Annotated in this window: 22 protein-coding genes and 1 tRNA gene; 14 read left to right on the plus strand and 9 right to left on the minus strand. The window is 62.9% G+C overall.

What is annotated here, in order from left to right; all coding sequences use genetic code 11:
* Nucleotides 1-43 precede the first annotated feature (43 nt).
* From fdhD to E7813_RS05590, 3 genes are all read left to right on the plus strand, one after another.
* Entirely contained in the window at nucleotides 44-934 is an 891-nt protein-coding gene (gene fdhD, locus E7813_RS05580) for a formate dehydrogenase accessory sulfurtransferase FdhD (protein WP_291571725.1), read from the plus strand.
* 79 nt (nucleotides 935-1013) lie between these two features.
* Nucleotides 1014-1610 carry a molybdenum cofactor guanylyltransferase MobA gene (mobA, locus tag E7813_RS05585; protein WP_291571727.1) on the plus strand — a complete coding sequence of 199 codons (597 nt, stop codon included), beginning with the start codon at nucleotides 1014-1016 and terminating at the stop codon, nucleotides 1608-1610.
* Nucleotides 1611-1634: 24 nt separating this feature from the next.
* Entirely contained in the window at nucleotides 1635-2372 is a 738-nt protein-coding gene (locus tag E7813_RS05590) for an SDR family NAD(P)-dependent oxidoreductase (protein WP_291571682.1), read from the plus strand.
* 162 nt (nucleotides 2373-2534) lie between these two features.
* On the opposite strand, the gene E7813_RS05595 is transcribed toward E7813_RS05590, so the two are convergent.
* Together E7813_RS05595 and E7813_RS05600 are read right to left on the minus strand one after the other, a co-directional pair.
* Nucleotides 2535-4484, minus strand: a complete 1950-nt coding sequence (locus E7813_RS05595; protein ID WP_291571684.1) for a molybdopterin biosynthesis protein — start codon at nucleotides 4482-4484, stop codon at nucleotides 2535-2537.
* Nucleotides 4485-4497: 13 nt separating this feature from the next.
* A complete protein-coding gene (locus E7813_RS05600; protein WP_291571686.1) occupies nucleotides 4498-5619 on the minus strand; it encodes a molybdopterin-binding protein in 1122 nt (373 codons plus the stop codon).
* 151 nt (nucleotides 5620-5770) lie between these two features.
* Between E7813_RS05600 and E7813_RS05605 the strand changes: the two genes are divergently transcribed.
* The gene (locus E7813_RS05605; RefSeq protein WP_291571688.1) at nucleotides 5771-6982 is read left to right on the plus strand and encodes an ABC transporter substrate-binding protein; all 1212 of its coding nucleotides are present in this window, start codon (nucleotides 5771-5773) and stop codon (nucleotides 6980-6982) included.
* Between the two features lie 64 nt (nucleotides 6983-7046).
* Here the strand turns inward: E7813_RS05605 and E7813_RS05610 are convergent, their stop codons facing one another.
* The gene (locus E7813_RS05610; protein WP_291571690.1) at nucleotides 7047-8012 is read right to left on the minus strand and encodes a TAXI family TRAP transporter solute-binding subunit; all 966 of its coding nucleotides are present in this window, start codon (nucleotides 8010-8012) and stop codon (nucleotides 7047-7049) included.
* A gap of 149 nt (nucleotides 8013-8161) precedes the next feature.
* Here E7813_RS05610 and E7813_RS05615 point away from each other — a divergent pair, with 149 nt between their 5' ends.
* From E7813_RS05615 to E7813_RS05640, 6 genes are all read left to right on the plus strand, one after another.
* Nucleotides 8162-9139: a tripartite tricarboxylate transporter substrate binding protein gene (locus E7813_RS05615; protein WP_291571692.1), complete on the plus strand. Its 978-nt coding sequence runs from the start codon at nucleotides 8162-8164 to the stop codon at nucleotides 9137-9139.
* A 16-nt stretch (nucleotides 9140-9155) separates the two neighbouring features.
* Complete coding sequence (locus tag E7813_RS05620) at nucleotides 9156-10136, plus strand: tripartite tricarboxylate transporter substrate binding protein (protein ID WP_291571694.1); 981 nt, start codon at nucleotides 9156-9158, stop codon at nucleotides 10134-10136.
* A 151-nt stretch (nucleotides 10137-10287) separates the two neighbouring features.
* A tRNA-Ile gene (locus tag E7813_RS05625) sits at nucleotides 10288-10363 on the plus strand.
* Between the two features lie 25 nt (nucleotides 10364-10388).
* On the plus strand, nucleotides 10389-12359 hold the full coding sequence (locus E7813_RS05630; protein WP_291571696.1) for an acyltransferase family protein: 1971 nt from the start codon (nucleotides 10389-10391) through the stop codon (nucleotides 12357-12359).
* Between the two features lie 206 nt (nucleotides 12360-12565).
* The gene (locus E7813_RS05635; protein ID WP_291571698.1) at nucleotides 12566-12760 is read left to right on the plus strand and encodes a DUF1059 domain-containing protein; all 195 of its coding nucleotides are present in this window, start codon (nucleotides 12566-12568) and stop codon (nucleotides 12758-12760) included.
* A 106-nt stretch (nucleotides 12761-12866) separates the two neighbouring features.
* The gene (locus E7813_RS05640; RefSeq protein ID WP_291571700.1) at nucleotides 12867-13163 is read left to right on the plus strand and encodes an antibiotic biosynthesis monooxygenase; all 297 of its coding nucleotides are present in this window, start codon (nucleotides 12867-12869) and stop codon (nucleotides 13161-13163) included.
* Nucleotides 13164-13275: 112 nt separating this feature from the next.
* Here the strand turns inward: E7813_RS05640 and E7813_RS05645 are convergent, their stop codons facing one another.
* The 5 genes from E7813_RS05645 to E7813_RS05665 all read right to left on the minus strand — a co-directional run bounded on the left by E7813_RS05645 (nucleotide 13276) and on the right by E7813_RS05665 (nucleotide 20265).
* Nucleotides 13276-13890, minus strand: coding sequence for a DUF4189 domain-containing protein (locus E7813_RS05645; protein ID WP_291571702.1), 615 nt, complete (start codon nucleotides 13888-13890; stop codon nucleotides 13276-13278).
* A gap of 136 nt (nucleotides 13891-14026) precedes the next feature.
* Nucleotides 14027-15034 carry an SEL1-like repeat protein gene (locus E7813_RS05650; RefSeq protein WP_291571703.1) on the minus strand — a complete coding sequence of 336 codons (1008 nt, stop codon included), beginning with the start codon at nucleotides 15032-15034 and terminating at the stop codon, nucleotides 14027-14029.
* Nucleotides 15035-15065: 31 nt separating this feature from the next.
* Entirely contained in the window at nucleotides 15066-18530 is a 3465-nt protein-coding gene (locus E7813_RS05655) for an AAA family ATPase (protein WP_291571705.1), read from the minus strand.
* 6 nt (nucleotides 18531-18536) lie between these two features.
* The gene (locus tag E7813_RS05660) at nucleotides 18537-19655 is read right to left on the minus strand and encodes an AAA family ATPase (protein WP_291571707.1); all 1119 of its coding nucleotides are present in this window, start codon (nucleotides 19653-19655) and stop codon (nucleotides 18537-18539) included.
* Nucleotides 19656-19671: 16 nt separating this feature from the next.
* Nucleotides 19672-20265 (minus strand): hypothetical protein, encoded by a 594-nt coding sequence (locus E7813_RS05665; protein WP_291571710.1) that lies wholly within the window; start codon nucleotides 20263-20265, stop codon nucleotides 19672-19674.
* Nucleotides 20266-20497: 232 nt separating this feature from the next.
* Here E7813_RS05665 and E7813_RS05670 point away from each other — a divergent pair, with 232 nt between their 5' ends.
* Complete coding sequence (locus E7813_RS05670; RefSeq protein WP_291571712.1) at nucleotides 20498-20962, plus strand: hypothetical protein; 465 nt, start codon at nucleotides 20498-20500, stop codon at nucleotides 20960-20962.
* A gap of 74 nt (nucleotides 20963-21036) precedes the next feature.
* Entirely contained in the window at nucleotides 21037-21444 is a 408-nt protein-coding gene (locus E7813_RS05675; RefSeq protein ID WP_291571714.1) for a DUF4864 domain-containing protein, read from the plus strand.
* Nucleotides 21445-21450: 6 nt separating this feature from the next.
* Here the strand turns inward: E7813_RS05675 and E7813_RS05680 are convergent, their stop codons facing one another.
* Nucleotides 21451-22620: an MFS transporter gene (locus tag E7813_RS05680; protein WP_291571716.1), complete on the minus strand. Its 1170-nt coding sequence runs from the start codon at nucleotides 22618-22620 to the stop codon at nucleotides 21451-21453.
* 363 nt (nucleotides 22621-22983) lie between these two features.
* On the opposite strand from E7813_RS05680, the gene flhA reads away from it, so the two are divergent.
* Nucleotides 22984-25116, plus strand: a complete 2133-nt coding sequence (gene flhA / locus E7813_RS05685; protein WP_291571718.1) for a flagellar biosynthesis protein FlhA — start codon at nucleotides 22984-22986, stop codon at nucleotides 25114-25116.
* A 169-nt stretch (nucleotides 25117-25285) separates the two neighbouring features.
* Nucleotides 25286-25535, plus strand: a 250-nt coding sequence (locus tag E7813_RS05690) for a hypothetical protein (RefSeq protein ID WP_291571719.1), incomplete at its 3' end; no start/stop codon positions are given.

The following is a 25535-nucleotide window of genomic DNA, read 5'->3' on the forward strand; positions in this document are numbered from 1 at the left end:
GTTTATATCGGCCAACGGGTAATGTCATGCTAGCCTGCCAATGATGACCAAAATCGAGAAAGCACCTGTCCCCCTGATCGTGCCGAATCCGAGCGATCCGCGGCTGACCGAACGCGTCGCCGGGACCGACCAGGCTGGCGCAGCCGTCGAGATCAACGTGCCGGTGGAGCGGCCGCTGACGCTGTATCTCAACGCCCAGGAGATCGTCACCATGATGACGATCGGAGATTATCCGGAATATCTCGCGCTCGGCTATCTGCTCAATCAGAACATGCTGAAATACAACGACGTCGTCACCGAGGTCGAATATGACGACGACCTGCAGGTGGTGGTGGTGCGCACCGAGCACCATACCAACTTCGAGGCGAAACTGAAGAAGCGCACCCAGACTTCAGGCTGCGCACAGGGCACCGCGTTCGGCGATCTGCTGGAAGCCGTGGAAAGCGTGGCGCTTCCGAAAGCGGAATTGCGCACGTCCTGGCTCTATCAGATGACGCACACGATCAACACCATGCCGTCTCTTTATCTTGAGGCCGGGGCGATCCATGGCTGCGTGCTTTGCAAGCAAGGCACGCCGGTCTGCTACACCGAGGACGTCGGCCGCCACAACGCCGTCGACAAGATCGCGGGCTGGATCTATCGCCACGGCGTCGATCCCGCCGACAAGATTCTCTACACCACCGGAAGGCTCACTTCCGAAATGGTCATCAAGACGGTGCGGATGGGGATTCCGATCCTGGTGTCACGTTCCGGCTTTACGGCGTGGGGCGTCGATCTGGCGCGGCAGGTCGGGTTGACGCTGGTCGGCCGCGCGCGCGGCAAGCGCTTCATCGCGCTGTCGGGCCAGGATCGTATCGTCTACGACCAGAACCTTGCCTTTGTCGAAGAGGAATCCGCCCGTCACAAGCGCAAAGGCGAAGACCGTGACGGTTGAAGCGACGTCAAAAAACGCGCCGGCGACGTCAAGTAACGCGCCGGCGACGTCAAGAGACGCGCCGGCAACGCCAGGGGTTTTGCTCGCCGGCGGATTGGCGCGACGGATGGGTGGCGGCGACAAGCCGATGCGGCAGATCGCTGGCCGCACCATTCTCGATCGGGTGATCGGACGGCTGAAGCCGCAATGCGACGGACTCATTCTCAATGCCAACGGCGATCCGGCGCGGTTCGCAAGCTTCGGTCTTCCCGTCATTGCCGACACGGTGAAGGATTTTCCCGGACCGCTTGCCGGCATTCTCGCTGCCCTCGACTGGGCCGCGACCAACCGGCCTGACGTCGCGTGGGTTTTAAGCGCGGCGGCCGACTGCCCATTCCTGCCGCGCGACCTGGTCGCGCGCCTGCATCGCGCCCGCGCCGAACAGGATGCGCAACTCGCGGTCGCCGCTTCCGGCGGACAGTCGCATCCGGTGATCGGCTTGTGGAGCGTCGCACTTCGCGAGGAGCTCCGCCACGCGCTGGTGGTCGAGGACGTCAGAAAGATCGACCGCTGGACCGCGCGCTACAAGCTCGCGACCGTGACCTGGCCGACCATACCGCTCGATCCGTTTTTCAACGCCAACACCATGGACGATATCGCCGAGGCGGAGCGGCTGGCGGCGCTGGATGGCGGCTGATCTATCGCAAACGGGATTTCGATCATGACCCCCAAGCTTGAATTAAGCGGCCATACCGCACTGGTAACGGGTGCATCCCGCGGCATCGGTGCCGCGATTGCCGTCGCACTCGCCGAAGCCGGCGCCGCTGTCGCGGTCAACTACCGGCAACGCGCCGCTGACGCCGATACGGTCGTGGCAAAGATCAAGGATATCGGCGGCCGTGCGATCGCCGTTGCCGCCGACGTGTCGCAAACGGCCGCGGTCGCAGAGATGGTCAATCGCACCACCTCGGCGCTGGGCCCGATCGACATCCTGGTCAACAATGCGGGCATCGCGATCGTGCGCGGCGTCGACGACCTGACGGAAAGCGATTTCGACCTGACCATTGCGGTAAACCTCAAATCGGCTTTTCTGTGCACCCAAGCCGTGCTGCCGGCGATGCGCGCCAGGAAGTGGGGCCGCATTGTCAACATCTCGTCCGGCGCCGCCCGTGGCGCCGGCGCCATCGGCGTGCACTACAACGCCTCAAAGGCCGGCATGGAAGGGCTGACGCGCGGCTACGCGGCGCGGCTGGTCAAGGAAGGCATTACGGTCAATGCGGTGGCGCCGTCGCTGATTGAAACCGACATGATGCGCGGACGCTCCGATCTGGCCCGCAACATCCCGCTTGGCCGCCTCGGCCAGCCTTCCGAAGTGGCGCAGGCGGTGCTGATGGTTATCGGCAACGATTACATGACCGGCCAAACCATCATCCTGAACGGCGGCATGGCCTTTATCTGAGCGGGGCCGCCAATTCAATTCACTCCATCGTCCCGGCCTCCGAGCCGGGACCCATACCGCGTGATCTGTCGTTAGAGCGATATGTCGGACGCTTTCCGCGAGACCTACCGCCGCGGAGTATGGGTCACGGCGTTCGCCGGGACGACGTGCGGAGGGCGACGGCTAGGCAGGCCTGAACCCCGCGTGCTCCAGCGCGCTCCGGCCTTCCTCCGACGCCAGTGCCTGCAGAAACGCCTGCACCGCCGGGCGCTGTTTGCGCGCCGTCACCAGCGCAAAATCATAATGCTCTTCGGCCAGCGGAATGAAGCCGAGCCCCGCGGCATGCGCGACCGGTGCTATCGTCATGCCCCAGTCGGCGCGGTTTTGCGCCACGGCCGCAGCCACCGCGTTATGCGACCGCGGCTGATTCCAGTAGCCATCGGGACGGGCATCGCCGAGCAGCCGGTCGATCAGCATCCGCGTGCCCGCGCCCTGGTTGCGGTTGACCATGATGCAGGCGGGATCGGCGAGCGCGGCGCGCACCGCACCTTGCGCGCTCAAGCCTTCGAACCGCGGGTCACCGGCGCGGAACACGATGCCCTGCATTCGCCGCCAGCCCGGCACCAGTTCAAGTCCATCGTCAAGGAACGGCGTGTTGTAGCTTTCGGTTTTTTCATCAAATAGGTGGATCGGCGCAAAGTCGCACTCGCCACGCTTGGCCGCCGCCAACCCGCCCAGGCTGCCGACTGCGATCGAACGCACCAACAAGCCCGCATGCGCCAGCGGCGCGGTGACGAGATCGAGCCCGGTGCAATGGCTGCCGACGACCACGAGATCCGGCACCCGCACATGCGGCGTAAACAGCGTTACCTCGGCCTCGGTGCCAACAGGTATCTGGTCAGCCAGCGCATCGATCCGCAAAAAGCCGTCGGCCTGCGCGAATGATGTGATGGCGCCGGAACCCTTGCCGGTGGGATAGGCGATCAAGCCGCCATCGCCTTCGACCAGCGACACCATGACGAATTCGGCGCGGCCGAGTTCGGACGCGATCCGCACCGGCACCCGCGCCGTGACCTTGGCATCGGAACGCGGCGGCAGGCCGGCCAAGCGCCGCAGCACCGGCACGATCATGTCGTGAAAGGTGAACATCGCCGAGGTCGGAAATCCCGGCAAGATCACTACCGGCTTGCCGTCGCAGACCGCAAGACACAACGGCTTGCCCGGCTTTAGCGCGACGCCATGCGCGATGATGCCGGGCTTTCCAAGCCGGGCGATGATGCGATGGGACACATCGCCCGCGCCCTTTGAAGTGCCGCCGGAAAGCACCAGCATGTCGCAGGTCGCAAGCGCCTGGCGCATCACGGCTTCGAGCTGTTGCTCGTCGTCGGGAATGGCGCCGAGGAATATCGGGTCCCCGCCATTTTCGCTCACCGCCGCGGTGACGATCGCGCCATTGGTGTCGTAGATCGCGGCCGGCCGTAGCCGCTGGCCGGGCTGGACCAGTTCGTCGCCGGTAGAGATGACGGCGACACGCGGCCGCCGCGTCACCGCGACATCGGCAATCCCACAGGCAGCGAGCATACCGATTTCGCGCGAGCCGATCGGGGTGCCGGCGCGCAGCAGCGCCTCGCCGCGCGCGATGTCGGAACCGGCATAGGACACGAATTGTCCGGGCACAGCGGCGCGGCGGATTTCGATCGCGCGCGCGCCCACAGGCTGGGTATGCTCGACCATCACGATGCCGTCGGCACCACGCGGCACCGGACCGCCGGTCGCAATCGACGTCGCCGTTCCCGACAACACCGGCCGCGCCGGCGCGGTGCCGCAGACGATGATTTCGTCGTTCAGCAAAAGGCGGACCGGCGTCGTCTCGGTGGCTGAAGCGAGATCGGCCGAGCGCACCGCAAAGCCATCGACATTGGAGCGATCGAACGGCGGCACGTCGAGCGGCGCCACAATATCCTCGGCCAACGCGCAACCGAGCGCATCGGCCAACGGCCGTCGTTCACAGGGGACGTCGCGCGGAAACAATGCGGCTTCAAAACGTGCCAGCGCGTCCTCGCGCGACAGGATGGTCAGGAACTGATCCTGCTCCGTGCCGTCGCGGCTTTTCGATGAATGAACGCTGGTCATGTCCGAACCCATATCAGTCCCGCAACATATAGGCATCCACAGCCGTGCCCGCAGCATAGCCCTCACTGCCGCTAGGCACGGCCAGCCACGCATCGGCGCGGGCGATGCTCTCGAGCGACAGGTCGCCGACGGCTGACGGCATCCAGCCGCCATGCTTTCTTTCAAGCAGCACGATTTCGGCGATGCCGACGCCGGAGGCGATCTTGCGCGCCAGCGGCAGGGTGACCGCCTGGCGCTTTTGCCGCCCGGACAATCGGTCCAGCGCAGGAAGAACCAGCGTCCACCACGCCGCGAGCGCCTGATCCGAAGCACCCGGCAGCGCGATGACCGGCGTGTTTTCAATCCTGCCGACGGCTGCGGTTCGTCCCGGCTGCAACGCGATGCCGTGCGCGATGACCTCGCCGCGCCGGGTCAGTGCTGCGATCGTCGCATCGGTGCGGCCTATGCCGGTGCCGCCGATGGTGATGAATAGATCGCACGAGCCGATATCGATCGCTGCGGCGATGGACGCCGCATCGCGCGCGGCGGCATCCGTGCACGTCACACTGGCGCCGGCCGCACGGGCGTTTTCCGCGATCAATTGCGCCGTCACTGCCTTGCCCGACCCCACCGGGATATTGACCACGCGCAGGCGCGGACGACGCAGCTTCAACGTTGCCAGCCCCGCCCCCCGCGCGATCAACAGGTCAAGCGCGCGGACAGACCGCCCGGCGGCGACAGCGAAACCACCCTCGGCGATATCGCCACCGGCGCGGCGAACGCCCTGCCCCGGGATCGCCTCCGCCAGCACCTGAACCATCGGGCCAGACCGGTCGACCAGATCGGCATCGACCACGCAGTCGCAACCATCGGGCATGCGGTCGCCGGCTTCGACCCAGACCGGCGATGCGGCCAACGGAAGCGGTGAGTACGAAGACGCACCGACCAGGTCGCGGGCGCGCAAGGCCCAGCCATCGGCGGCGGCGGTGTCGCAGGGTGGAAACGCCACAAGCGGCGGCGTGTCCGCGGCAATGCAACCCAGCGCCTCCACGAGCGGAAGTTCAACGGGGGCAACCGGTTCAAGCCGGTCCAGCAATGCCGCGGACACCGCCTCAAGCGGGGTGAGCGAAACCGGCAGGCGCTGCGTGACAACCATGCCGCGTATGTACTGAATCAAGCCGGAAATGGACAGCCAAATGCCGCGTTGACGCGGGCGCTCGAATGATTGCAGAAAGGCGGGCCGGCCGCGTCAGGTCGCCGGTCAAGCAAGATGGCCAATGCGCCTGATGGTAACGGGAGGAGACAAGATGTTCGCCAGAAACATGTCCGTGCTTGCAGCACTCGCCGCCGCAATGCTGGCCTCGACTACGGCGTTGGCCCAGATCTCGGACGACGTGGTCAAGATCGGCGTCCTCACCGACATGAACGGCCCGGCCTCGACCCCGACCGGCCAGGGCTCGGTGACCGCGGCGCAAATGGCGGTGGACGATTTCGGCGGCACGGTGCTCGGCAAGCCGATCAGCATCATTGTCGGCGATCATCAACTCAAGCCGGACATCGGCGCCGCCATCGCGCGGCGCTGGTACGATACCGAACAAGTCGACCTGATCGTCGACGTGCCGGTCTCTGCCGTCGGGCTCGCGGTGCAGAACGTCGCCAACGAAAAGAGACGGCTGTTCATCACGCACTCGACGGGAGCTGCGGATTTCCACGGCAAATTCTGCTCGCCCTATGCGATCCAGTGGGTGTTCGACACCCACGCGCTGGCGGTCGGCACCGCGCAGGAAGTGGTCAAGCGCGGCGGCGATAGCTGGTTTTTCATCACCGACGACTATGCGTTCGGTCACTCGCTCGAACGCGATGCGTCAGCCGTGATCCTCAAGAGCGGCGGCACGGTGATCGGCGCGGTGCGGCCGCCGTTTGCCACGCCGGACCTGTCGTCGTTCATTCTTCAGGCGCAAGCCTCCAAGGCCAAGATCATCGGCATCGCAGCCGGTCCCCCCAACAACATGAACGAGATCAAGACCGCCGGCGAATTCGGTGTCTTGAAGGGCGGCCAGCAGATGGCTGCGCTGCTGGCGCTGATCACCGACATCCATTCGCTCGGGCTTCCGGCGGCGCAGGGCCTGCTGTTGACGACGTCGTTCTACTGGGACATGGACGACAAGACCCGCGAATGGTCGAAGCGCTACTTCGCCAAGATGAACCGGATGCCGACGATGTGGCAGGCCGGCGTCTATTCTTCCGTCATGTACTATCTCAACGCCATCAAGGACAGCGGCACCGACGATCCGCTCAAAGTCGCGGCCAAGATGCGCGAGAAGCCGATCGAGGATTTCTTTGCCCGCAACGGCAAGTTGCGCGAGGACAACCTGATGGTCCACGACCTCATGCTGGTGCAGGTCAAGTCGCCGGAGGAATCCAAATATCCGTGGGACTATTACAAGATCCTGGCGAAGATTCCCGGCGAGGAAGCCTTCGGGCCGCCCGATCCGGCGTGTCCGCTGGTGAAGAAGTAAGGAAGCGAACGGCGAGTAGCGAGTGGCGAATAGCAGGAATTATTCGCCATTCGCTATTCGCCTCTTACTTCACCACTCCGATCTCGCGAAGATACTTCATCACCCCGGGATGAATCAGTTCGGGATCCGGCGCGGCAGCCACGGTGTTCGCGGCCGTGGTTTCGCAAGCCTGCGCCAGTTTGCTGCAGAACGCGGCTTCGACACCGTGCAGCGACCGCGCCAGATGGTAGGCGACATCATCAGGCAAACTCGCGCGCGTCAGAACAAAACTCCATGAGCCGACCGAGTCGATCGGCGCATTCTGGTTTGGATAGCTGCCGGCCGGTACCGTGAGCGGCTTCAGGAAAGTGTGCTTCGCCCGGATGCGCGCGATCTCGTCGGCATCGGGTGCGATGAACCGGGCGCCGCCCGGGCTCGCGGCCACGGTAGTGAATCCGGGCCAGCCGATGCCGGCGCCCCACAATGCCGCGGCGCGTCCGTCGAGCACCATCGCCGGTCCGTCGCCGGCGCGCTCGAGGTAGATGGATTTAAAATCCTCGTCCTGCTTCAGGCCAAGACCGTCGAGCATGTAGCGCGACAGGATCGGAAGGCCGGAGCCCTTGGCCCCGAACGCGACCGGCTTGCCGACGAGGTCGCGAATGGTCTTGTAGGGGCTGTCGGCACGCACCACGAACATGCCCGGGCTCGAATACATCGCAGTGAGGATTTTAAGCTTGGTCCGCGGCCGGCCGATCCCCATGAACGCTTCGTAGGACGGTTCTCCCGCGACCAGCGCGATATCGATGCTGCCGGTCTCCAGCAGCGGAATATTCTCGTTGCTGCCTTTGGTGTTGCGCGGCAGAATCGCAAGCGTCGGGTCGGCGCCGTTCACGATCTCGGCAAAGGCGTTGCCATAGAGCGGGAAACCGCCGCCCGGCGTCGCCGTCCCCAGGCTGATCATGGTCTTTTGAATGGCGTTGCCCCTATCTTGCGCCGCGGCGCAGGTCGCCAGCAACAACACGCCCACGCAAACCATGCTTCCGATGTTCATTGGTTGTCCCATCTGCGTTGCGGCGCGACGCCACGGATCAATGCAAAATATCCGCCGAAAGGCAATGTAGGCAAATTCCGATTTGTGTGAAAGCATGCGCCACCTGAGGAACGTTTGCATCGCACACCTCAGTTGCAATGGAGCGGCTCATGACCGGATTTTGGCGTGCGGCATGGATTGGCGTTGTCTGCCTTGTCAGTCTCGTGAGCAGCGTCGCACCATCTTCCGCCGCCGACTATCCGAACCGCCCGGTGCGCTGGCTGATCGGTTTCGCCGCCGGCGGCCCGGTCGATATCGTGGCGCGGATCATGGCCCATTCGCTGTCGGAGCATTTCGGCCAGCAGTTCGTGGTCGAGAACCGCGCCGGCTCCGGCGGCAACATCGCGACCGAGACCGCGATCAATTCCCCGCCGGACGGCTATACGCTGATGTTCAGCGGCGCCAACAACGCGATCAGCGCCTCGCTTTACAAGAAACTGCCGTTCGATTTCATCCGTGACACCATGCCGGTTGCGAGTTTCACGCAAGTTCCCAACATGCTGGTGGTGTCGAATGCCATGCCGGTCAAAACCGTGCAGGAGCTGATCGATTATTGCAAAGCCAATCCCGGCAAGATCTCCTATGCCTCGTCGGGCAACGGCACCTCGGTGCACATGTCGGCGGAACTGTTCAAGGCGATGACCAAGTGCGACATGGTGCATGTGCCCTATCGCGGATCGGCGATCGCCTTTCCCGACGTCATCTCCAATAAAGTGCAGCTGATCTTCGACAACCTGCCCACCGCGATGGAACAGGCGCGCAGCGGCACCGTTCGGGCACTCGGCGTTACTTCGCCGCAGCGCTGGCCCAGCGTGCCCGATGTTCCCGCCATCGCCGAGACGGTGCCGGGATATGAGGCAGCCGTGTTTTACGGCATGTCTGCGCCCAAGGGCACGCCGCCGGAAATCATCGACATTCTCAATAAAGCGGTGAATGAAGCGCTGAAGGATCCAAAGCTGATCGCACGGTTTGCCGCCATCGGCGGCGTCCCGAAGCCGATGACGCCCGCCGGATACGGCAAGCTGATTGCAGACGAGACCGAAAAATGGCGCAAGGTGGTGGCGTTCGCCGGCGTTTCGGTGGAATAGAAAGCAGCAGAAACCCATGATCGCATTTTTACGCACCATTTTTTTTCTGAGCCTGGTCTGCCTTGCCAGTCTGGCGGCCGGCATCACGCCATCCTCCGCCGCCGACTATCCGAACCGCCCGGTGCACTGGCTGATCGGGTTCGCCGCCGGCGGCCCGGTCGATATCGTGGCGCGGATCATGAGCCAGTGGTTGTCGGAGCATTTCGGCCAGCAATTCGTGGTGGAGAACCGCGCCGGCTCCGGCGGCAACATCGCAGCAGCCGCGGCGGTCAACTCACCGCCGGACGGCTATACGCTGTTGTTCGTCGCGCCCAACAACGCGATCTCGACCTCGCTCTACAAGCATTTGTCCTACGATTTCATTCGCGACACCGTGCCGGTCGCGAGCATCATGCAACTGACCAACATGCTGGTGGTGTCGAACGCCATGCCGGTCAAGACGGTCCAGGAGTTGATCGACTACTGCAAGGCCAATCCGGGCAAGATCTCCTATGCCTCGTCGGGCTATGGCACTTCGGTGCACATGTCGGCGGAACTGTTCAAGGCGATGACCAAATGCGACATGGTCCACGTGCCCTATCGCGGATCGGCGATCGCGTTTCCCGACATCATTTCCAACAAGGTGCAGTTGATCTTCGACAATCTGCCGTCGGCGCTGGAGCAGTCGCGCTCGGGCACCGTGCGCGCGCTCGGCGTCACCTCGCCGCAGCGCTGGATCGGCGTGCCCGATATTCCCGCCATTGCCGAGACGGTGCCGGGATTCGAGTCGGTCGGGTTCTATGGCATCTCGGCGCCGAAGGGCACCCCGCCGCAGATCGTCGATATCCTCAACAAGGCGGTGGGCGAGGCGCTGAAAGATCCAAAACTGGTGGCGCGGCTTTCCGACATCGGCGGCATCCCGAAGCCGATGACCCCGGCCGAGTTCGGCCAGCTCGTTGCCGACGAGACCGAAAAATGGCGCAAGGTGGTCGAGTTCGCAGGCGTTTCGGTGGATTGACGGAAAACGCGGGGCTGTCATCGGACTCGCTCAAGGCGAGACCCGGTGGCGGGCATGACACCACAATGGAGCCACGGCATTGCCGGATCGCCAGCCACATTGTAAGGGGTGTCGGCACCGTTGCTTGGCCGCCCACAGCGGCACCTCGGCGGGGCCTGTAGCTCAATGGTTAGAGCCGGCCGCTCATAACGGTCTGGTTCCTGGTTCGAGTCCAGGCAGGCCCACCACGCATCAGTCGTTTGAGGAATTTTAGTGCGGTCGGATTATCGAACCGATATTGACGGTCTGCGCGCGATCGCGGTGATATCCGTCATTGCTTTCCATAACTTTCCTCATGCATTTCCGGGCGGTTTCATCGGCGTCGACATTTTTTTTGTCATCTCCGGATTCCTGATCACGAACATCATCTGCCAAAACCTTCAGGCCGGAAGGTTCAGCTTCATTGATTTCTATGCGCGACGCATCCGGCGCATCTTTCCCGCGCTTATCGTTGTGCTTACCGCGTGCATGATTGCGGGTTGGTTTGTCCTCCTCCAGGACGAGTTTCGGCTGCTGGGCAGGAACGTCGGTGCCGCTGCGGGCTTTGTTGCCAACTTCGCCTTCGTGCTGGATGCCGGTTATTTTGGCCCGGTTGCCGAGTTGACGCCCCTGCTTCACCTGTGGTCGCTCAGCATTGAGGAACAATACTATCTGATCTGGCCGTTGCTCGTCGCGCTATCCTGGCGATATGGCGTTGTCCTGGCAGTGACCGGCATTGTGTTCGCGGTTTCGTTTATCGCCAATATCGCTCTCGTTCGAACGAACCTGGTTTACGCTTTTTATCTTCCTGTTGGACGATTTTGGGAACTCATGCTGGGCTGCGGTCTTTCATTCGCAACCCTGTCCAAACTTGAATTCACGAACCTGATACAAAGCCGCCTGATCAAGCTGACAAGTTTCCATCGGCGCCATGCCGACGCGATGCATGAGACAGCGGCATGGCTGGGAATGGCTTTGCTGCTTGCCGCATTGCTTCTTATCAACCGGAACCGGTTGTTTCCAGGTTGGTGGGCGCTGTTGCCGACGGTAGGCGCCGCACTGCTGATCTGGGCGGGTCAGGCGACGTTGATCGGTCGCTTGATCCTTGGCCGTCGCGCGATGGTCTATGTCGGCTTGATCAGCTACCCACTCTACTTGTGGCATTGGCCGATCCTGGTGTTCGAACGTGTGGTTCGCATCAAGGAGCCAACCGACCTGATGAGATTGGGCGGCATCGCGGCGGCGTTCATTTTGGCGGACCTCACCTACCGGCTGATTGAAAAGCCGATCCGTTTTGGAGCACCGGCGGCCCGGAAGTCGATCGCCGTTTCGCTTGCGTTGGTAACGACAGGATGCCTCGGCTTATTGATCTATGTCCAGGATGGGTTCCCAAACAGAATTCCGGAGGACGTCCGTGAACTGAGCCAGGACCTTGGAGACGGATCGGCTGCTTCATTCCGGCCGGGCCAATGCTTGCTGTCGGCTGAACAAACGGACCTGTTAAGCAAGGAATGCGACGAAGGTAATTCCGCGGTCGCGCGGAAAGTTGTCCTTTGGGGCGACTCGCTGGCCGCGCGCCTCTATCCAGGGATGAGAGGTCTGGAATCGAAACTCGGCAACTTTACCGTCGCAGCGCTCGCAGCGTCTGGATGCCCGCCGATCTTTTCCTTTGCGAGCGAAGCGCGAAAGAATTGCCGCCCCTTCAACGACTCCGTCGCGCGCAAGATCGAGGGGTTGAATCCCGAAACGGTCATCATGGCCGCGAGATGGAGTCTATATGACGGTCGAGAAAATTGGGGCCAAGTCAGTGAAGCGATGATACGTGAGACGGTGATTCAGCTTGCTGCGATGGGTGTCAAGCGGATCGTGGTGATTGGGCAATTTCCCGTATGGCAAGCCGCGGTACCCCGCATCAGGATCTGGTATTATAGAGCATCCATCGCGGGCGGGAAATTGCCGGCAAAGGACAGGGCTTTTCCTGAGTCTTTCAAGTCGGAACTGGATTGGAACCTTGCGGTTCAACGGGCCATTAACGGAACGTCCGCGATTTTCATCTCGGCGCTTTCGACTTTCTGTAACGACGACGGCTGCCTGCTCGCCGTGCCGGGACGGAAAACATCCGTTGCCTTTGACGAAGTCCATCTAACGGCTGCGGCGTCGGAGTTTTTTGTCGAATCGAATGCTGATAGGCTGGTCGGTCATTGAGCGTCGGCATTGCCGCAAAAGACAGATCGGCGAAAACAGCGGCTGGTTCCCACCACAACAAAATCAATGGCTTGCGCGTTTGGGCATCGACCGGCCCGCCGCCGCGTCCAATCGAACTGCGAGCAGCTTTACCGGTTATTTTCCCCACATAAATTCCACGACGAACGTGGAAGTGAATGGTATGCTCGGTAACGAGGGAGGCTGACATGGGTAGAATGTTTGTGGATTGCCGAGATTATCCAAGTGAGATGAACTGCACGGTCGCCATTTCAGCCGATAGCAAAAAGGAGCTTTTGGAAGCGGCGGTGCAACATGCTATCACGGTGCATGGCCATCAAGATAACCCCGAATTGCGCCATGAGTTGGCAAAGATGATCAAGACTGAGGTCGGTACAGTCTGATTGGTTCGTGATCGCAAGGTGGGTAGCGAACGCGTACGCTTCAACTCGCGCGAACACGTAAACGCGAGTCGTCTTCGGGAATGTCAGGGTGCTATGGGAGAAGACCGTGACCGCTTTCAATGCAGTGCGTTTTCGAGTGAAGCCGGGGCGCGATCAGGAGTTTTTGGACGCACACAAGACAATTGGAGCAACTTGGCAGGGTTTATTGCACGCCAACATTATCAAGACCGGTGACCGTTCCTACTGCATTATCGCCGAGTGGCAAGACATGGACGCGTGCATCAAGGCGCGGCCAGTTATGATCTCCACTCTCAATTCTTTTCGCGATGCGCTCGCAGAACTGGGCGGCGGTCTCGGCGTCACCGATCCGGTTGCGGGTCCGGTCGTCTTGTCTTTGAAATAAAGGTTATAGCGAGCCGAGATCGCCCAGCATCGCGCTCAACGAGACTTTGTCGGCTTCGCATCCAACAGCAGACTTGCGCGCCTTCTGCCCCCATGCCGGATTCGGGCGGGACCTATCGTCCGTCGGCGCAGACGGCGGTGCGGAACTGGCAATTGCCGCGGGTTCTTTCGTCGGCGTTGCAACGCGCCATCGCGGCGTTCTGGGCTTCCGGATAGGTGTTGCCGCCGGCGGTGTACGACAACTCCCAGCGCCGCCGCGAATAGTTTCCGATGAAGGTGGCCAACGCCGCGCATTGCTGTCCGGAAAAGTTTATGACCTCGCAGCGGCCGTGTCCCATCGCCGAGCATCTTTTGGCGACGTCGGCCTCGGCTTCGGCCTGCGAAGCCATCTTCCAGTCCGACGACCAGGAACCATCGGCGGTAAAGGCAAGCGCTCCCCAGGGCACATCCCCCGATGGCTCCGGCTGGCGCTGCTCGGGTTGCTTGTCGTAGATCGGCGGAATGTAGTCCATCCGCGGCGATGATGGCGCAGGCGCGCGTGGCGCGGGCGGGGCGGGCTGGGCCGCCGGCGTGTCGGCGGGCCCCCCCAGCGAGGTCTGCGCAACGTCAAAACGCCGCTGGCTGTCAGGCGAGGCTTCGGCGGCAGAGCATCGCGGCGGTACGGTCGCGATCAGAAAAGTCGCGATCACCACCGCCGCGGATATCGCAATGGGTCGAACGGCTCGCATCCCCGCCAGTTTCCGATCTGGTGCCCGCATCCTGCCGGCGAATGTCCCAAGAAATTCGCTGGCGGACAAGAGCCGGCGGCGGCGGCGCGGACGATTTTCGGGCAATCGGCGGAGGAACCCGGCAACCAACTCCGCTTCAGTTCCGGCCGAGCCGTTTCACCGCATCGAGCGTGGCGGAATTGGCGCGCCCGTCGATCGGGCCGTTATAAAGCCCCTTCTCTGCCAGCCGGCGCTGCAAATTCTGCCAGAAGTCTCCGCTCCAGATCTCCGGATGCGTGGTCAGGGACTGCACGGTGACCTCGTATTTGGTTTCCAGTGCGCTCACGATCAACCGGGCCGCCTCGCCGCCATCGCGCTGCAGGCCGAACAGGCCGGAATTGTAGGCGGCACCGAGGTTGTGGAGCCCGAGCGAGTCGCCCTTGTCGGCCGCTTCGCGATAATATTTCAGCGCGGTCTCGCCGCTTTTGGCCCGGCCGCCAACCCCGTTTTCATAGAAGTAGCCGAGCGCCGCGCCGCCGCGCGCATTGCCGTCGGAATAAGCACCTTCGTAGGCGTTGGCGGCCTGCACCAGGTCGACCTTGGTATCGCCAAGGCCGCGGGCGTAACAATCTCCCTTTACGACCAGTGCGTTGCCCAGACCTTGCAAAGAACCCTTGCCGAGTTTGCCGGCGTAGTAGCAAGCCCTGGTATAATCCCGGCGAACCCAGGTGCCGTAGTAGTAAATCAGGGCAATATTGCGCAGCGAGGAATCTTCGCCCTGACTGGCTCCCCTGGCGTACCAGCCCACGGCCTTGGCAATATCGGGCTGGACGATCGTGCTCAGCTTGAGATCGGGGTCGAACAAGGTTCCGAAAAAAAACTGGGCAAGGGCCTCGCCGCCAATCGCGTCCCGTTCCAGCGAATCCATCGCCGACTGGCTGGATTTCGCCGCGTCGCGCAGTTCGGTCAGCTGGGTGCTGCGCGCATCGCTATCCATCGGCTTGCCCCATTGCGCGTGCTTGGCGCTTGGCGGCATCGCCCAGAACCACAGCAACGCCAGGATGGCCAGCGCCTGCGGCCACGCGATCCAGGCGAAGCGATACCGCTTGTCGTCGTACCAGAGCTTGCCATGGGCGGCGAGCCACGGCGAATTGACGGGCATCATGCTGCGGCCTCCGGTGCGGTCCGGTCCATCGTCAACTGACCGTCGCCTCGAGAATATCCTCGGTCGCAATCAGCGACAGGTCCGCATTGGGGTCGGTCGAGATCCGGATCGCCTGGGCCTCTCGGGCTTTTTCCAGCAGCGTGCGGATCGATCGCGCATTGCCCCAATCGGGCGCCTTGACGTGCTCTTCAATCCATGGCGTCAGGGCGGCGGCGAAATCGTCCGGCAGCGAGAACTGCTGGCGCGCCGCCATGCGCCTGAGGATTTCGCAGAGATCGCCGGCGCCGTAAGCGGGAAAATCGACCGTCTTGGTGAAGCGGCTGCTCAGGCCCGGATTACTCTCGATAAACCGACGCATCTCGTTGCGGTAGCCCGCGACGATCACGACGATGCGCTCGCGGTTGTCTTCCATGAACTTCAGCAGCGTATCGATCGCTTCCTTGCCGAAATCATGCACGTCGCCGCCGCCTCTACTCGCCGCCAGCGTATAGGCCTCGTCGATGAACAGAATGCCGTCGAGCGCTTCGCGGCATTTGTCGAGCGTCTTCGTCGCGGTTTGCCCGACATAGCCCGCGACGAGGCCGGAGCGGTCGGTTTCGACGATGTGTCCCTTGCGCAGCACTTTCAGCGCCCGGAAAACATCGCCGATCACGCGCGCGACTTCGGTCTTGCCGACGCCGGGCGGTCCGGTGAAGACCATGTGCTGGCTCAGCGCGGCGACGGGAAGGCCCTTATCGCGGCGTTTCTGCTCGACGTCCATCCGGGCCGCGAGCCGCTTGACCTCCGTCTTCACCGGGGTCAGGCCGACCATGGCATCCAGTTTGGCAAGTGCTGCGGCAACCGGGATTTCATTTTCCTCAGGCTTCTGGCCGGTCGCCAGAACGATGTCCTGGATCGTGACCAGCGAGATGTCGGCCGACGCGTCGTTGGCCACTCGCATCGCCTGGGCTTCGCGCGCCTTCTCCAGCAGCGTGCGCATCTCCCGCGCATTGGCCCAGTCTTCCGACTTGGCACGGCCTTCAATCCACGGCTTGAGCTTGGCCTCGAAGCCGGCGGGCAAGTCGAATTTCTGCCGGGCGGCCATGCGTTTGAGAATCTCGCACAACTCGTTCGTGTCGTAAGAGGGAAAGTCGATGGTCTTACTGAAACGGCTCGCCAGGCCCGGATTGCTGTCGATAAACCGGCGCATTTCGTTGGGATAGCCGGCGACGATCACGACGATGCGCTCGCGATTGTCCTCCATGAATTTCAATATCGTTTCGATCGCTTCCTTGCCGAAGTCATAACCCAGGGTGACGCCCGGCGGTGTACCCAGCGTGTAGGCCTCGTCGATGAACAGAATGCCGTCGAGCGCCTCACGACACCTGTCGAGCGTCTTTATCGCGGTTTGCCCGACATAGCCGGCGACCAGCCCGGCGCGGTCGGTCTCCACAAGGTGTCCCTTGCGCAGCACCCGCAACGCCCGGAAAATATCGCCCATCAGGCGCGCGACCTCGGTCTTGCCGACGCCGGGCGGTCCGGTGAAAACCATGTGCTGGCTCAGCGCGGCAACGGGCAGTCCCTGATCGCGGCGCTTCTGCTCGACCTGCATGCGCGCAACCAACCCCTTCATTTCCGTTTTGACGGGCGTAAGGCCGACCATGGCGTCGAGCTTCTCGAGCGCAGCAGCGATCGCGTCCTCGTTGTCTTCGGCCTGCTGGCCGGTCGCGACAACGATGTCCTCGATCGTCACCAGTGAAATATCGGCCGACGGGTCGCTGGCCACCCGCAGCGCCTGGGCTTCGCGCGACTTCTCCAGCAGTGTACGCATCTCGCGCGCATTGGCCCAGTCTTCCGACTTCGAACGGCCGTCGATCCACGGCTTGAGCTTGGCTTCGAAACCCGCGGGCAGGTCAAACTTCTGCCGGGCGGCCATGCGTTTGAAGATTTCGCACAGATCGTTCGGATCGTAGGAGGGAAAGTCGATGGTCTTGCTAAAACGGCTCGCCAGACCCGGATTGCTGTCGATGAAGCGGCGCATTTCATTGCGATAGCCGGCGACGATCACGACGATGCGCTCGCGGTTGTCCTCCATGAATTTGAGCAGCGTTTCGATCGCTTCCTTGCCGAAGTCATGAGCTATGGTGATGCCGGCCGGGGTACCCAGCGTGTAGGCCTCGTCGATGAACAGGATGCCGTCGAGCGCCTCGCGGCATTTGTCGAGCGTCTTTATCGCGGTTTGCCCGACATAGCCGGCAACCAGGCCGGCGCGGTCGGTCTCCACAAGGTGTCCCTTGCGCAGCACCCTCAACGCCTCGAAGATCTCACCCATCAGGCGCGCGACTTCGGTCTTGCCCGCGCCGGGCGGTCCGCTGAAGATCATGTGCTGGCTCAGCGCCGCAACGGGGAGTCCCTGATCGCGGCGCTTCTGCTCGATCTGCATGCGCGCGACAAGCCCCTTCATTTCCGTTTTGACGGGGGTGAGGCCAACCATCGCATCAAGCTTCGCCAGCGCGGCGGCAATCGCGGCTTCGTTGTCTTCGCCCTTCTGGCCGGTCGCGACAACGATGTCCTCGATCGTAACCAATGAAATATCGGCTGCCGGGTCGCTGGCCACGCGCATCGCCTGGGCTTCACGCGCCTTCTCCAGCAGTGTGCGCATCTCGCGCGCATTGGCCCAGTCTCCCGACTTCGACCGGCTGTCGATCCACGGCCGCAGCCTGCCCTCGAAGCCGGCGGGCAGGTTGAACTGCTGCCGCGCGGACATGCGCCTGAAGATCTCGCACAACTCGTTCGGGTCGTAGGACGGAAAGTCGACGGTCTTGCTGAAGCGGCTCGCCAGGCCCGGATTGCTGTCGATGAAGCGGCGCATTTCATTGCGATAGCCCGCCACGATCACGATGATGCGGTCGCGATTGTCTTCCATGAATTTGAGTAGGGTATCGATCGCTTCCTTGCCGTAATCGGGACCGTCGCCAGGCGAGGCGGCGAGACTGTAGGCCTCGTCAATAAACAGAATGCCATCGAGCGCCTCGCGGCATCGGTCGAGCGTTTTCATGCCGGTCTGTCCGACATAACCGGCGACCAGCCCGGCGCGGTCGGTCTCCACGACGTGGCCCTTGCGAAGCACCTTCAGCCCGCGAAAGATTTCTCCGACCAGCCGCGCGACTTCGGTTTTGCCTACACCGGGCGGGCCGGTGAACACCATGTGCTGGCTCAGCGCGGAGACGTCGAGGCCCTGGTCGCGGCGCTTCTGCTCGACCTGCATGCGCGCGATCAGCCCTCGCACTTCCCCCTTGACAGGTGCAAGACCAACCATGGCATCGAGCTTGGCCAGCGCGAGTTCCATTGGAGAGGTTTCGGGCTGCTCATCGGCGTCGACAATGACGATGGGACGGACCATGTCGGGTGAATTTTGCGCTTGCTGGCCGTGCTGATCGACCAGCCGCATCGCGACAAAGGTCATGCACAGCCCCGCGGCAAGAATGCATAGGATCGTGAGCCCCGTGATCATCATCGCTGCTCAACCACGCCCTGTTGCCTTCATCAGATCGACGATCTCGAGCCGGGAAAGGTCGGCGGATGGGTCCGCCGAAATGCGTGTGGCCTGCGCCTCGCGCGCCTTTTCCAGTAACGTGCGCATCTCGCGCGCATTGGCCCAATCTTCGGCGCGCGATCTCTCCGTGATCCACGATTTGATCCTGGCCTGAAAACCTTCGGGCAAAGTGAAATGCTGGCGCTCCGCCATTCGGCGGAGGATTTCACATAGATTGTTCGCGCTGTAGGGGGGGAAATCGATGGTTTTGGTAAAACGTCCTGCAAGCCCGGGATTGGTGTCGATGAAGCGGCGCATTTCGTTGGGATAGCCCGCGACGATCACCATGATGCGGTCGCGATTGTCTTCCATGAATTTCAGCAGCGCGTCGATGGCTTCCCTGCCGAAATCTCCGCCCGATCCTGGCGTGCCGGCCAGGGTATAGGCTTCGTCGATGAAGAGAATGCCATCCAGCGCCTCTTTGCACTTCTCCAGCATTTTGGGCGCGGTTTGGCCGATGAAGCCGGCGACGACGTCGGAGCGCTGAACCTCGACCAGATGTCCGACCCGCAACGCCCGCAGCGAACGATAGATATCTCCGAGCGCACGGGCGACCTCGGTCTTGCCGACGCCGGGGGGGCCCGTGAAGACCATATGCAGACTGAGCGGCGCGGTCGGCAGACCCTGCGCGCGCCGCTTTTGCTCCACCTGCAGCCGGGCGATCAGACCGTTGACCTCGCGCTTGACCGGCACCAGCCCGACCATCGCTTCAAGACTCTCGATGGCCTTGTTGGGAGGCTGATCCGGAATCTCCCGTTCGGGAGCCAGCAGCATCTTCGCGGCGTCGGACATGCCTCCGGTCGAAACCGGCTGCAGCGCGCCGGTTCGGGCGAAACTGGAAGCCACGACCGTCACCAGCAATCCGACGCTGACGAGCACGCCAGCGATCACCACGCCGCTCAGGATCGATTGGGTCGCGGGCGACAGCCCTTTGATCCATCCTGCCGGACCCGATTGCGGGTTGAAAATCCACGCGGTGATGACGGCGGCCGCGACCCCGCCGATAATGATCGCGACGATCTGCTGGTCCTTGAAGAGATTTTTCATCGCGATGGCGTCTCTTCTAGCAGGGGCTAACGGGTCGCCATACGACGGGTATGTTTTGAGTGCCGGGAAGCTCCAGCAGACTCTTTGTCGGTGTCAGGCCGAGGATCGCGCCGTTGGCATTGCCTTCGACGATATACGTGCCGGCGCCGGAGCCGTACGGCGCCGGATAAGGCATCGCGATCCGCTGCATACCCTCAGTGACCGTGAAATAGGGCGAGACGTAGCTGCCCGCCCGAATTCGAATGATGGCGCCGACGGGGGCTGTCCCCTTGGAAATCGTCATCGAGACCAGTGGAATCTTGCAGCGCTCGGCGTCGTCGACCAGCGCTCCCGCAGCCGCGGGCGTCAGGGTGGCTGCCGCCTGGCTGATGTCGCTCTTGGCGACAAATGAAACGCTCGGCTGCGCCGAACTTCCCGAACCTCCCAGCGTGAAGCTGATATCGGATTTCATCAGCACCAGCCCGACGGCGGCGGCGATCAGCAGGCCGCCGATCGCGGCGACGACCGCCGGGCGCCCTCTGGAGGTGCTTCTCACTGCCGAAGTTGAGGACTTGCTCGCCGCCGCCGGCGGCGGTTTTTTTGCCATCGGTGTCTGTGCTGAATCGGACATCGCCAGTATGCCTGCCTAATAGCCGTGTCTGCCGGACAGCTTACCCAAGCGGCATTGAGGAGCAAAGATAATCAGCGAAAAACCCGCCAAAAAAGTCGGTCATCGTCCTGTGACAAGGGGCACAGTATGGTGGAAATTCAGGTTGCGCCCAAGGCCTCAAGGGCGATTACGCCTTGTCAGATGGCGCAAGCCGAATCCATAATCGGTCCGCCGGCCTCATCGGGGGATCATCATGCAACAGCAAGGCGCTTCACAGGGTCAGGCTGAACAGGCTCCCAAACGTTCGATGGTCGTAGCCGGGATCGGCGCCGCCGTGCTGGCTTGCGCCATTACCGCCGTGGTCATGACGAGCGGTACTTCGCCGGTTGCGGTAAAGGATCAGGCGGCTGACGGCACAAAGCAATGCCGGATGCTGCCGCGCGAAATACTTCTTGCGACGACGGTGGGCAGCGGCACGGTCCGGCTGCGCGAAGGCAGTTACCTTTCCCCGCCGATTACCCTCACCGCCAAGCCGCAAAGCGTGGTGTTTCCGCTGCCGCGTCCCGAAACAACCCCGGTGGAGGAAGTGATCACGATTGAAGGTAACGCCACCGACGTTGTGATGACCAGTCCGGTGACGCCCTGGCGAAGGGTGTTCGAAAGCGTGACCGGCGTTTCAGCGTTCAACGTGGCATGGAAACCAATGAAGACCTGCTAGAGGCGTTTGGATTTCCGCCGAAACCATTTCGCAAGGTGAGCCGTAACGGGAGCAGTGATACCGGGAGACCTTTCATGCGCGCGCTTGTCCTGCTCCTCACACTCCTGACCGCCCTCGCTTCGCCCGCCGGCGCCGCCGACGATATCGCCGCAGCACAAGCCATCATCCGCTCCCAGGTTGAAGCGCTCGGCCGTGACGACGCCGCGGCGGCTTATTCCTACGCGGCGCCCGCGATACACGAGATATTTCCGCAGGCCGATATCTTCCTCGGCATGGTGCAGCGGAGCTACGCCCCGGTCTACCGGCACAAAAGCTTTGAATTCGGCGAGGCGCGGGTTGCGGACGGTACCATCGCCCAGCACGTCCACATCATCGACGCCGAGGGCGTGCCGTGGGAGGCGCTGTACACGCTGGAGCTCGAGCCCGACGGCAGCGTGAAGATTACCGGCTGCGTGCTGATCAAGACCGGTCAGGCCGTTTGACCGAATTCACGCCGTTGCCAGCCGCTGCCTTGCCCGCAGCAGCAGTCCCACCATGATGGCGATGTTGAGCGCATTCCACGCCAGGCCGTTGAGGAACGCAGCCCCATAGGATCCGGTGGCGTCGAAGATCACGCCGGACACCCAGCCGCCGAACGACATGCCGAACACCGAAGCGAAAATCACCATGCCGACCCGGGTCGCGGCTTCCCGCGCCGGCATCGATTCACGGACGATGATGGCGTAACTCGGCACGATGCCGCCCTGGAACAGGCCGAACATCGCGGAGATGACGTACAGCGAAGGCAGGCTGGTGAAAAACAGGTAGAACAACAGCGCAAAGCCCTGCGCTACCGAGCCGATCAGCAGGGTGCGGATGCCGCCGATCTTGTCGGCGAGAAATCCCGAGCCGATCCGGCTGACGATACCGAATGCCATCATCAGCGACAGCATCTCGGCGCCGCGCGCCACGCCGTAGCCGAGATCGCCGCAATAGGCGACGATGTGAACCTGCGGCATCGCCATCGCCACGCAGCAGGAAATGCTGGCGATACTGAGCAACACCGTCAGCGTGTTGGTGGAGAGGTTGAGATCGACGCACGGCGGCGGCGCGTTCTCGTGGGTGCGCCGCGATGCGCCACCGATCTGGGCGCGCAGCAGCACCAGCACGATCGTCATCGCCACCGCGCAGAACAGGCCGATCGCGATGAAGGTGGTGCGCCAGCCGGCGAGCTGGGTTCCCCAACCGACCAGCGGCGACCAGATCGTGCCGCCGACATAGTTGCCGCTGGCGACGATCGTCACCGCCAGCCCGCGATAGCGCTCGAACCAGTGCGAGGCCTCCGCCATCAGCGGCCCGAAGGTCGCCGAGGTGCCGAGCCCGATCAGGAAGTGCACCAGGATGAACTGCCACAGCGTGGTCGACAATCCCGCGGCAACATAGGCCGAGCCGAGAAAGACAATGCTGAGCGCGATCGCCGCCACGATGCCGAAGCGGTCGGTGATCTTGCCGGCGACGACGCCGCCAAGGCCGAAGCCGAGCATGGTGAGCGTGAAGGCCAGCGACACCGCGCCGCGGGTCGCCCCGAATTCCGACTGCACCACCGGCAGCACCACCACCACCGACCACATCCCGACGCTGCCGAGCGAGCCCAGCACCAGCGCGAGCGCCAGCCTCACCCATGCCTGACGTGAGTCTGGGATGAAAAGTGGCGAATCTTTCGATGAATCGGAGAGGGCGTGCACGGCCGCAACTTCGTCGCGCGCAGGCCCGGGGTCAACCCACAATGGCGCAATATTGGGCATGCAGATGCAGTGCAACAAGGTTCCGGCCTTTCCGCGCCCCCGGGAATGACCGTTAACGCTTTCCTAACCATAAACTGGGCAAAAATTGCCCAGTGAAGTCGAGTGTCGTCGATCGCGTAGGACGGGGGACTACCCGTGGACGCCAGTGCGGTGCCTCATCTTCGAAACGGCGGTCTTTTGGCCGCCGCGCAGACGTTTGGCGCCCGCGACCGGCATACGCGGGGGGAAGCAGCAACCATGGTCGACGTCACGGCAGGTCAGGGCGCGGGAACGCCGGGAGCCGGATTTCCAAGCTTCGGCGAAATCGGCACCATCTTAAGGCGCGGCGATCTCGCGCTCGCCTTCGGCATCCTCACCATCCTGGTGGTGCTGATCCTGCCGCTGCCCTCGATCGTGCTCGATCTTTTTCTCGCGATCTCGATCACGCTGTCGATCCTGATCCTGATGACCTCGCTGTTCATCCAGGCGCCGCTGGAATTCTCGTCGTTTCCGACCATCCTTTTGATTTCCACCATGCTGCGGCTTTCGCTGAATCTGGCCTCGACGCGGCTGATCCTGTCGCGCGGGCACGAGGGCACCGACGCCGCCGGCCACGTCATCGAGGCCTTCGGCAATTTCGTGATGGGCGGCAATTTCGTGATCGGAATTATCGTGTTCGCGATCCTGGTGATCGTGAACTTCGTCGTCATCACCAAAGGCTCGGGCCGCATCGCCGAAGTCGCCGCCCGTTTCCACCTCGACGCCATGCCGGGCAAGCAGATGGCGATCGACGCCGATCTTTCCGCCGGGCTGATCGACGAGAAGGCCGCCAAGGAACGCCGCAAGGCGCTGGAAGACGAAAGCGGCTTCTTCGGCGCGATGGACGGCGCCTCGAAATTCGTGCGTGGCGACGCGGTTGCGGGCCTGCTGGTCGTCTTCATCAACATCATCGGCGGAATCATCATCGGCGTCGCCCAGCAAAGCCTGAGTTTCGGCGAAGCCGCGCGCACCTATACGCTGCTCACCGTCGGCGACGGCCTCGTCACCCAGGTGCCGGCGCTGATCGTCTCCACCGCCGCCGGCCTCCTGGTCTCCAAGGCCGGCGTCAGCGGCGCCGCCGACAAGGCGCTGATGAAGCAGCTTTCCGGCTATCCGCAGGCGCTTGGGATGTCGGCCGGCGTGATGCTGGTGCTGGCAATGCTGCCGGGCATTCCGATGCTGCCGTTCCTGGCGTTGGGCGGAGGCGCGGCGGCTCTCGCCTTCTCGGCGCGCAAGCGCAACCGCGCCGTCGCGGCGGCGGAAGCTGTCGCCAAGGCCGCGCCCGCCGCGGCCGCGGCGGCCAGTGCGGCGGCGGAAGAGCCGATTGCGACGGCGCTGAAGATCGACGACCTCAAGATCGAACTCGGCTATGCGCTGCTTCCGCTGGTGAACGGCCCCGACGGTACCGACCGGCTGACCGAACAGATCAAGGCGCTGCGCCGTTCGCTCGCCATCGAGATGGGCTTCGTGATGCCGGCGGTGCGCATTCTCGACAACGTGCAGCTGGAAGCCAACACCTACGTCATCAAGATCAAGGAAGTGGACGCCGGCACGGGCCGGATCTGGCCGAACCAGTTCATGGTGATGGACCCCGCCGGAAACCAGGTCGCGGTACCGGGCATTCACACTACCGAACCGACCTTCGGGCTGCCGGCGACCTGGGTCGATGCCTCGCTGAAGGAAGAAGCCTCCCTGAAGGGCTACACCGTGGTCGATGCCGCGACCGTGCTGTCGACGCACCTGACCGAACTGCTCAAGAACAACATGTCGGACCTGTTGTCCTATGGCGAGGTGCAGAAACTGCTGAAGGACCTGCCCAAGGAGCAGGGCGAACTGATCAAGGACATCGTGCCGAGCCTGGTCACGATCTCCGGCATTCAGCGCGTGCTGCAACTGCTGCTCGCCGAGCGGATCTCGATCCGCGATCTCTCCACCATTCTCGAAGGCGTCGCCGACGCGCTGGCGTTTTCGCGCAACCCGGCGACGATGGTCGAACATGTTCGCGCCCGCCTCGCCCGCCAGATCTGCGCGCAGAACACCTCCCATAATGGCTACCTGCCGCTGATCGCATTGTCGGCCAAATGGGAGCAGGCCTTTGCCGAGTCGCTGATCGGCACCGGCGAGGAACGCAGCCTCGCGATGCAGCCTTCCAAACTGTCCGAGTTCATGGCCGTGGTGCGCGACCGCTTCGAACAGGCCGCGCGCGAAGGCGAAGCACCGGTGCTGGTGACTTCGGCGGCGATCCGTCCCTTCGTGCGCTCGCTGGTGGAGCGATTCCGGTCGCAAACCACCGTGCTGTCGCAGGCCGAAATCCATCCGCGGGCGCGGCTGAAGACGGTCGGAAGCGTGTAGGCGGGAAGCCTCCGAAGTCGCATCTCCGAATGCCGTCCTGCTTACGTGGGGACGTCGCACAATACTTCAACGATAACGGTGCGCTCCCTCTCCCCTTGTGGGAGAGGGTTGGGGTGAGGGGTTCAGGTCTATCGATAGTCCGTACCCCTCACCCGGATCGCATCTGTCGATGCGATCCGACCTCTCCCACAGGGGGAGAGGTGGCACCGAGTACTTTGCGTCGCTCTTCGTAATTTCAAACAACCACAGTTTCACGATCTCGCCGCATGCATGCGCGAAGTTTTTGCCAGAAATCCTCAAGCCCTCTCGAAAGAGAGGGCGCAGGGAATGCCGGGCGCCCAATGCGCCCGCAGCCTGGCAGGGCAGAAAAACAAGCCATGCCAGCAAAGTCACCACGGTCACACCGGAAATCACCCGGC

Origin of the sequence: Bradyrhizobium sp., from assembly GCF_004799405.1 — a bacterium.
Lineage (GTDB): Bacteria > Pseudomonadota > Alphaproteobacteria > Rhizobiales > Xanthobacteraceae > Bradyrhizobium.

What these genes read in the sequence shown, in the direction of transcription:
- E7813_RS05675 (WP_291571714.1), top strand. Translation starts at nt 21,037, where the DNA reads ATGCGCGCGCTTGTCCTGCTCCTCACACTCCTGACCGCCCTCGCTTCG.
- E7813_RS05615 (WP_291571692.1), top strand. Translation starts at nt 8,162, where the DNA reads ATGACCGGATTTTGGCGTGCGGCATGGATTGGCGTTGTCTGCCTTGTC.
- fdhD (WP_291571725.1), top strand. Translation starts at nt 44, where the DNA reads ATGACCAAAATCGAGAAAGCACCTGTCCCCCTGATCGTGCCGAATCCG.
- E7813_RS05645 (WP_291571702.1), bottom strand. Translation starts at nt 13,890, where the DNA reads ATGCGAGCCGTTCGACCCATTGCGATATCCGCGGCGGTGGTGATCGCG.
- E7813_RS05655 (WP_291571705.1), bottom strand. Translation starts at nt 18,530, where the DNA reads ATGATGATCACGGGGCTCACGATCCTATGCATTCTTGCCGCGGGGCTG.
- E7813_RS05620 (WP_291571694.1), top strand. Translation starts at nt 9,156, where the DNA reads ATGATCGCATTTTTACGCACCATTTTTTTTCTGAGCCTGGTCTGCCTT.
- E7813_RS05600 (WP_291571686.1), bottom strand. Translation starts at nt 5,619, where the DNA reads ATGGTTGTCACGCAGCGCCTGCCGGTTTCGCTCACCCCGCTTGAGGCG.
- E7813_RS05595 (WP_291571684.1), bottom strand. Translation starts at nt 4,484, where the DNA reads ATGACCAGCGTTCATTCATCGAAAAGCCGCGACGGCACGGAGCAGGAT.
- E7813_RS05635 (WP_291571698.1), top strand. Translation starts at nt 12,566, where the DNA reads ATGGGTAGAATGTTTGTGGATTGCCGAGATTATCCAAGTGAGATGAAC.
- flhA (WP_291571718.1), top strand. Translation starts at nt 22,984, where the DNA reads ATGGTCGACGTCACGGCAGGTCAGGGCGCGGGAACGCCGGGAGCCGGA.
- E7813_RS05665 (WP_291571710.1), bottom strand. Translation starts at nt 20,265, where the DNA reads ATGTCCGATTCAGCACAGACACCGATGGCAAAAAAACCGCCGCCGGCG.
- E7813_RS05670 (WP_291571712.1), top strand. Translation starts at nt 20,498, where the DNA reads ATGCAACAGCAAGGCGCTTCACAGGGTCAGGCTGAACAGGCTCCCAAA.
- E7813_RS05650 (WP_291571703.1), bottom strand. Translation starts at nt 15,034, where the DNA reads ATGATGCCCGTCAATTCGCCGTGGCTCGCCGCCCATGGCAAGCTCTGG.
- E7813_RS05660 (WP_291571707.1), bottom strand. Translation starts at nt 19,655, where the DNA reads ATGAAAAATCTCTTCAAGGACCAGCAGATCGTCGCGATCATTATCGGC.
- E7813_RS05610 (WP_291571690.1), bottom strand. Translation starts at nt 8,012, where the DNA reads ATGAACATCGGAAGCATGGTTTGCGTGGGCGTGTTGTTGCTGGCGACC.
- E7813_RS05605 (WP_291571688.1), top strand. Translation starts at nt 5,771, where the DNA reads ATGTTCGCCAGAAACATGTCCGTGCTTGCAGCACTCGCCGCCGCAATG.
- E7813_RS05590 (WP_291571682.1), top strand. Translation starts at nt 1,635, where the DNA reads ATGACCCCCAAGCTTGAATTAAGCGGCCATACCGCACTGGTAACGGGT.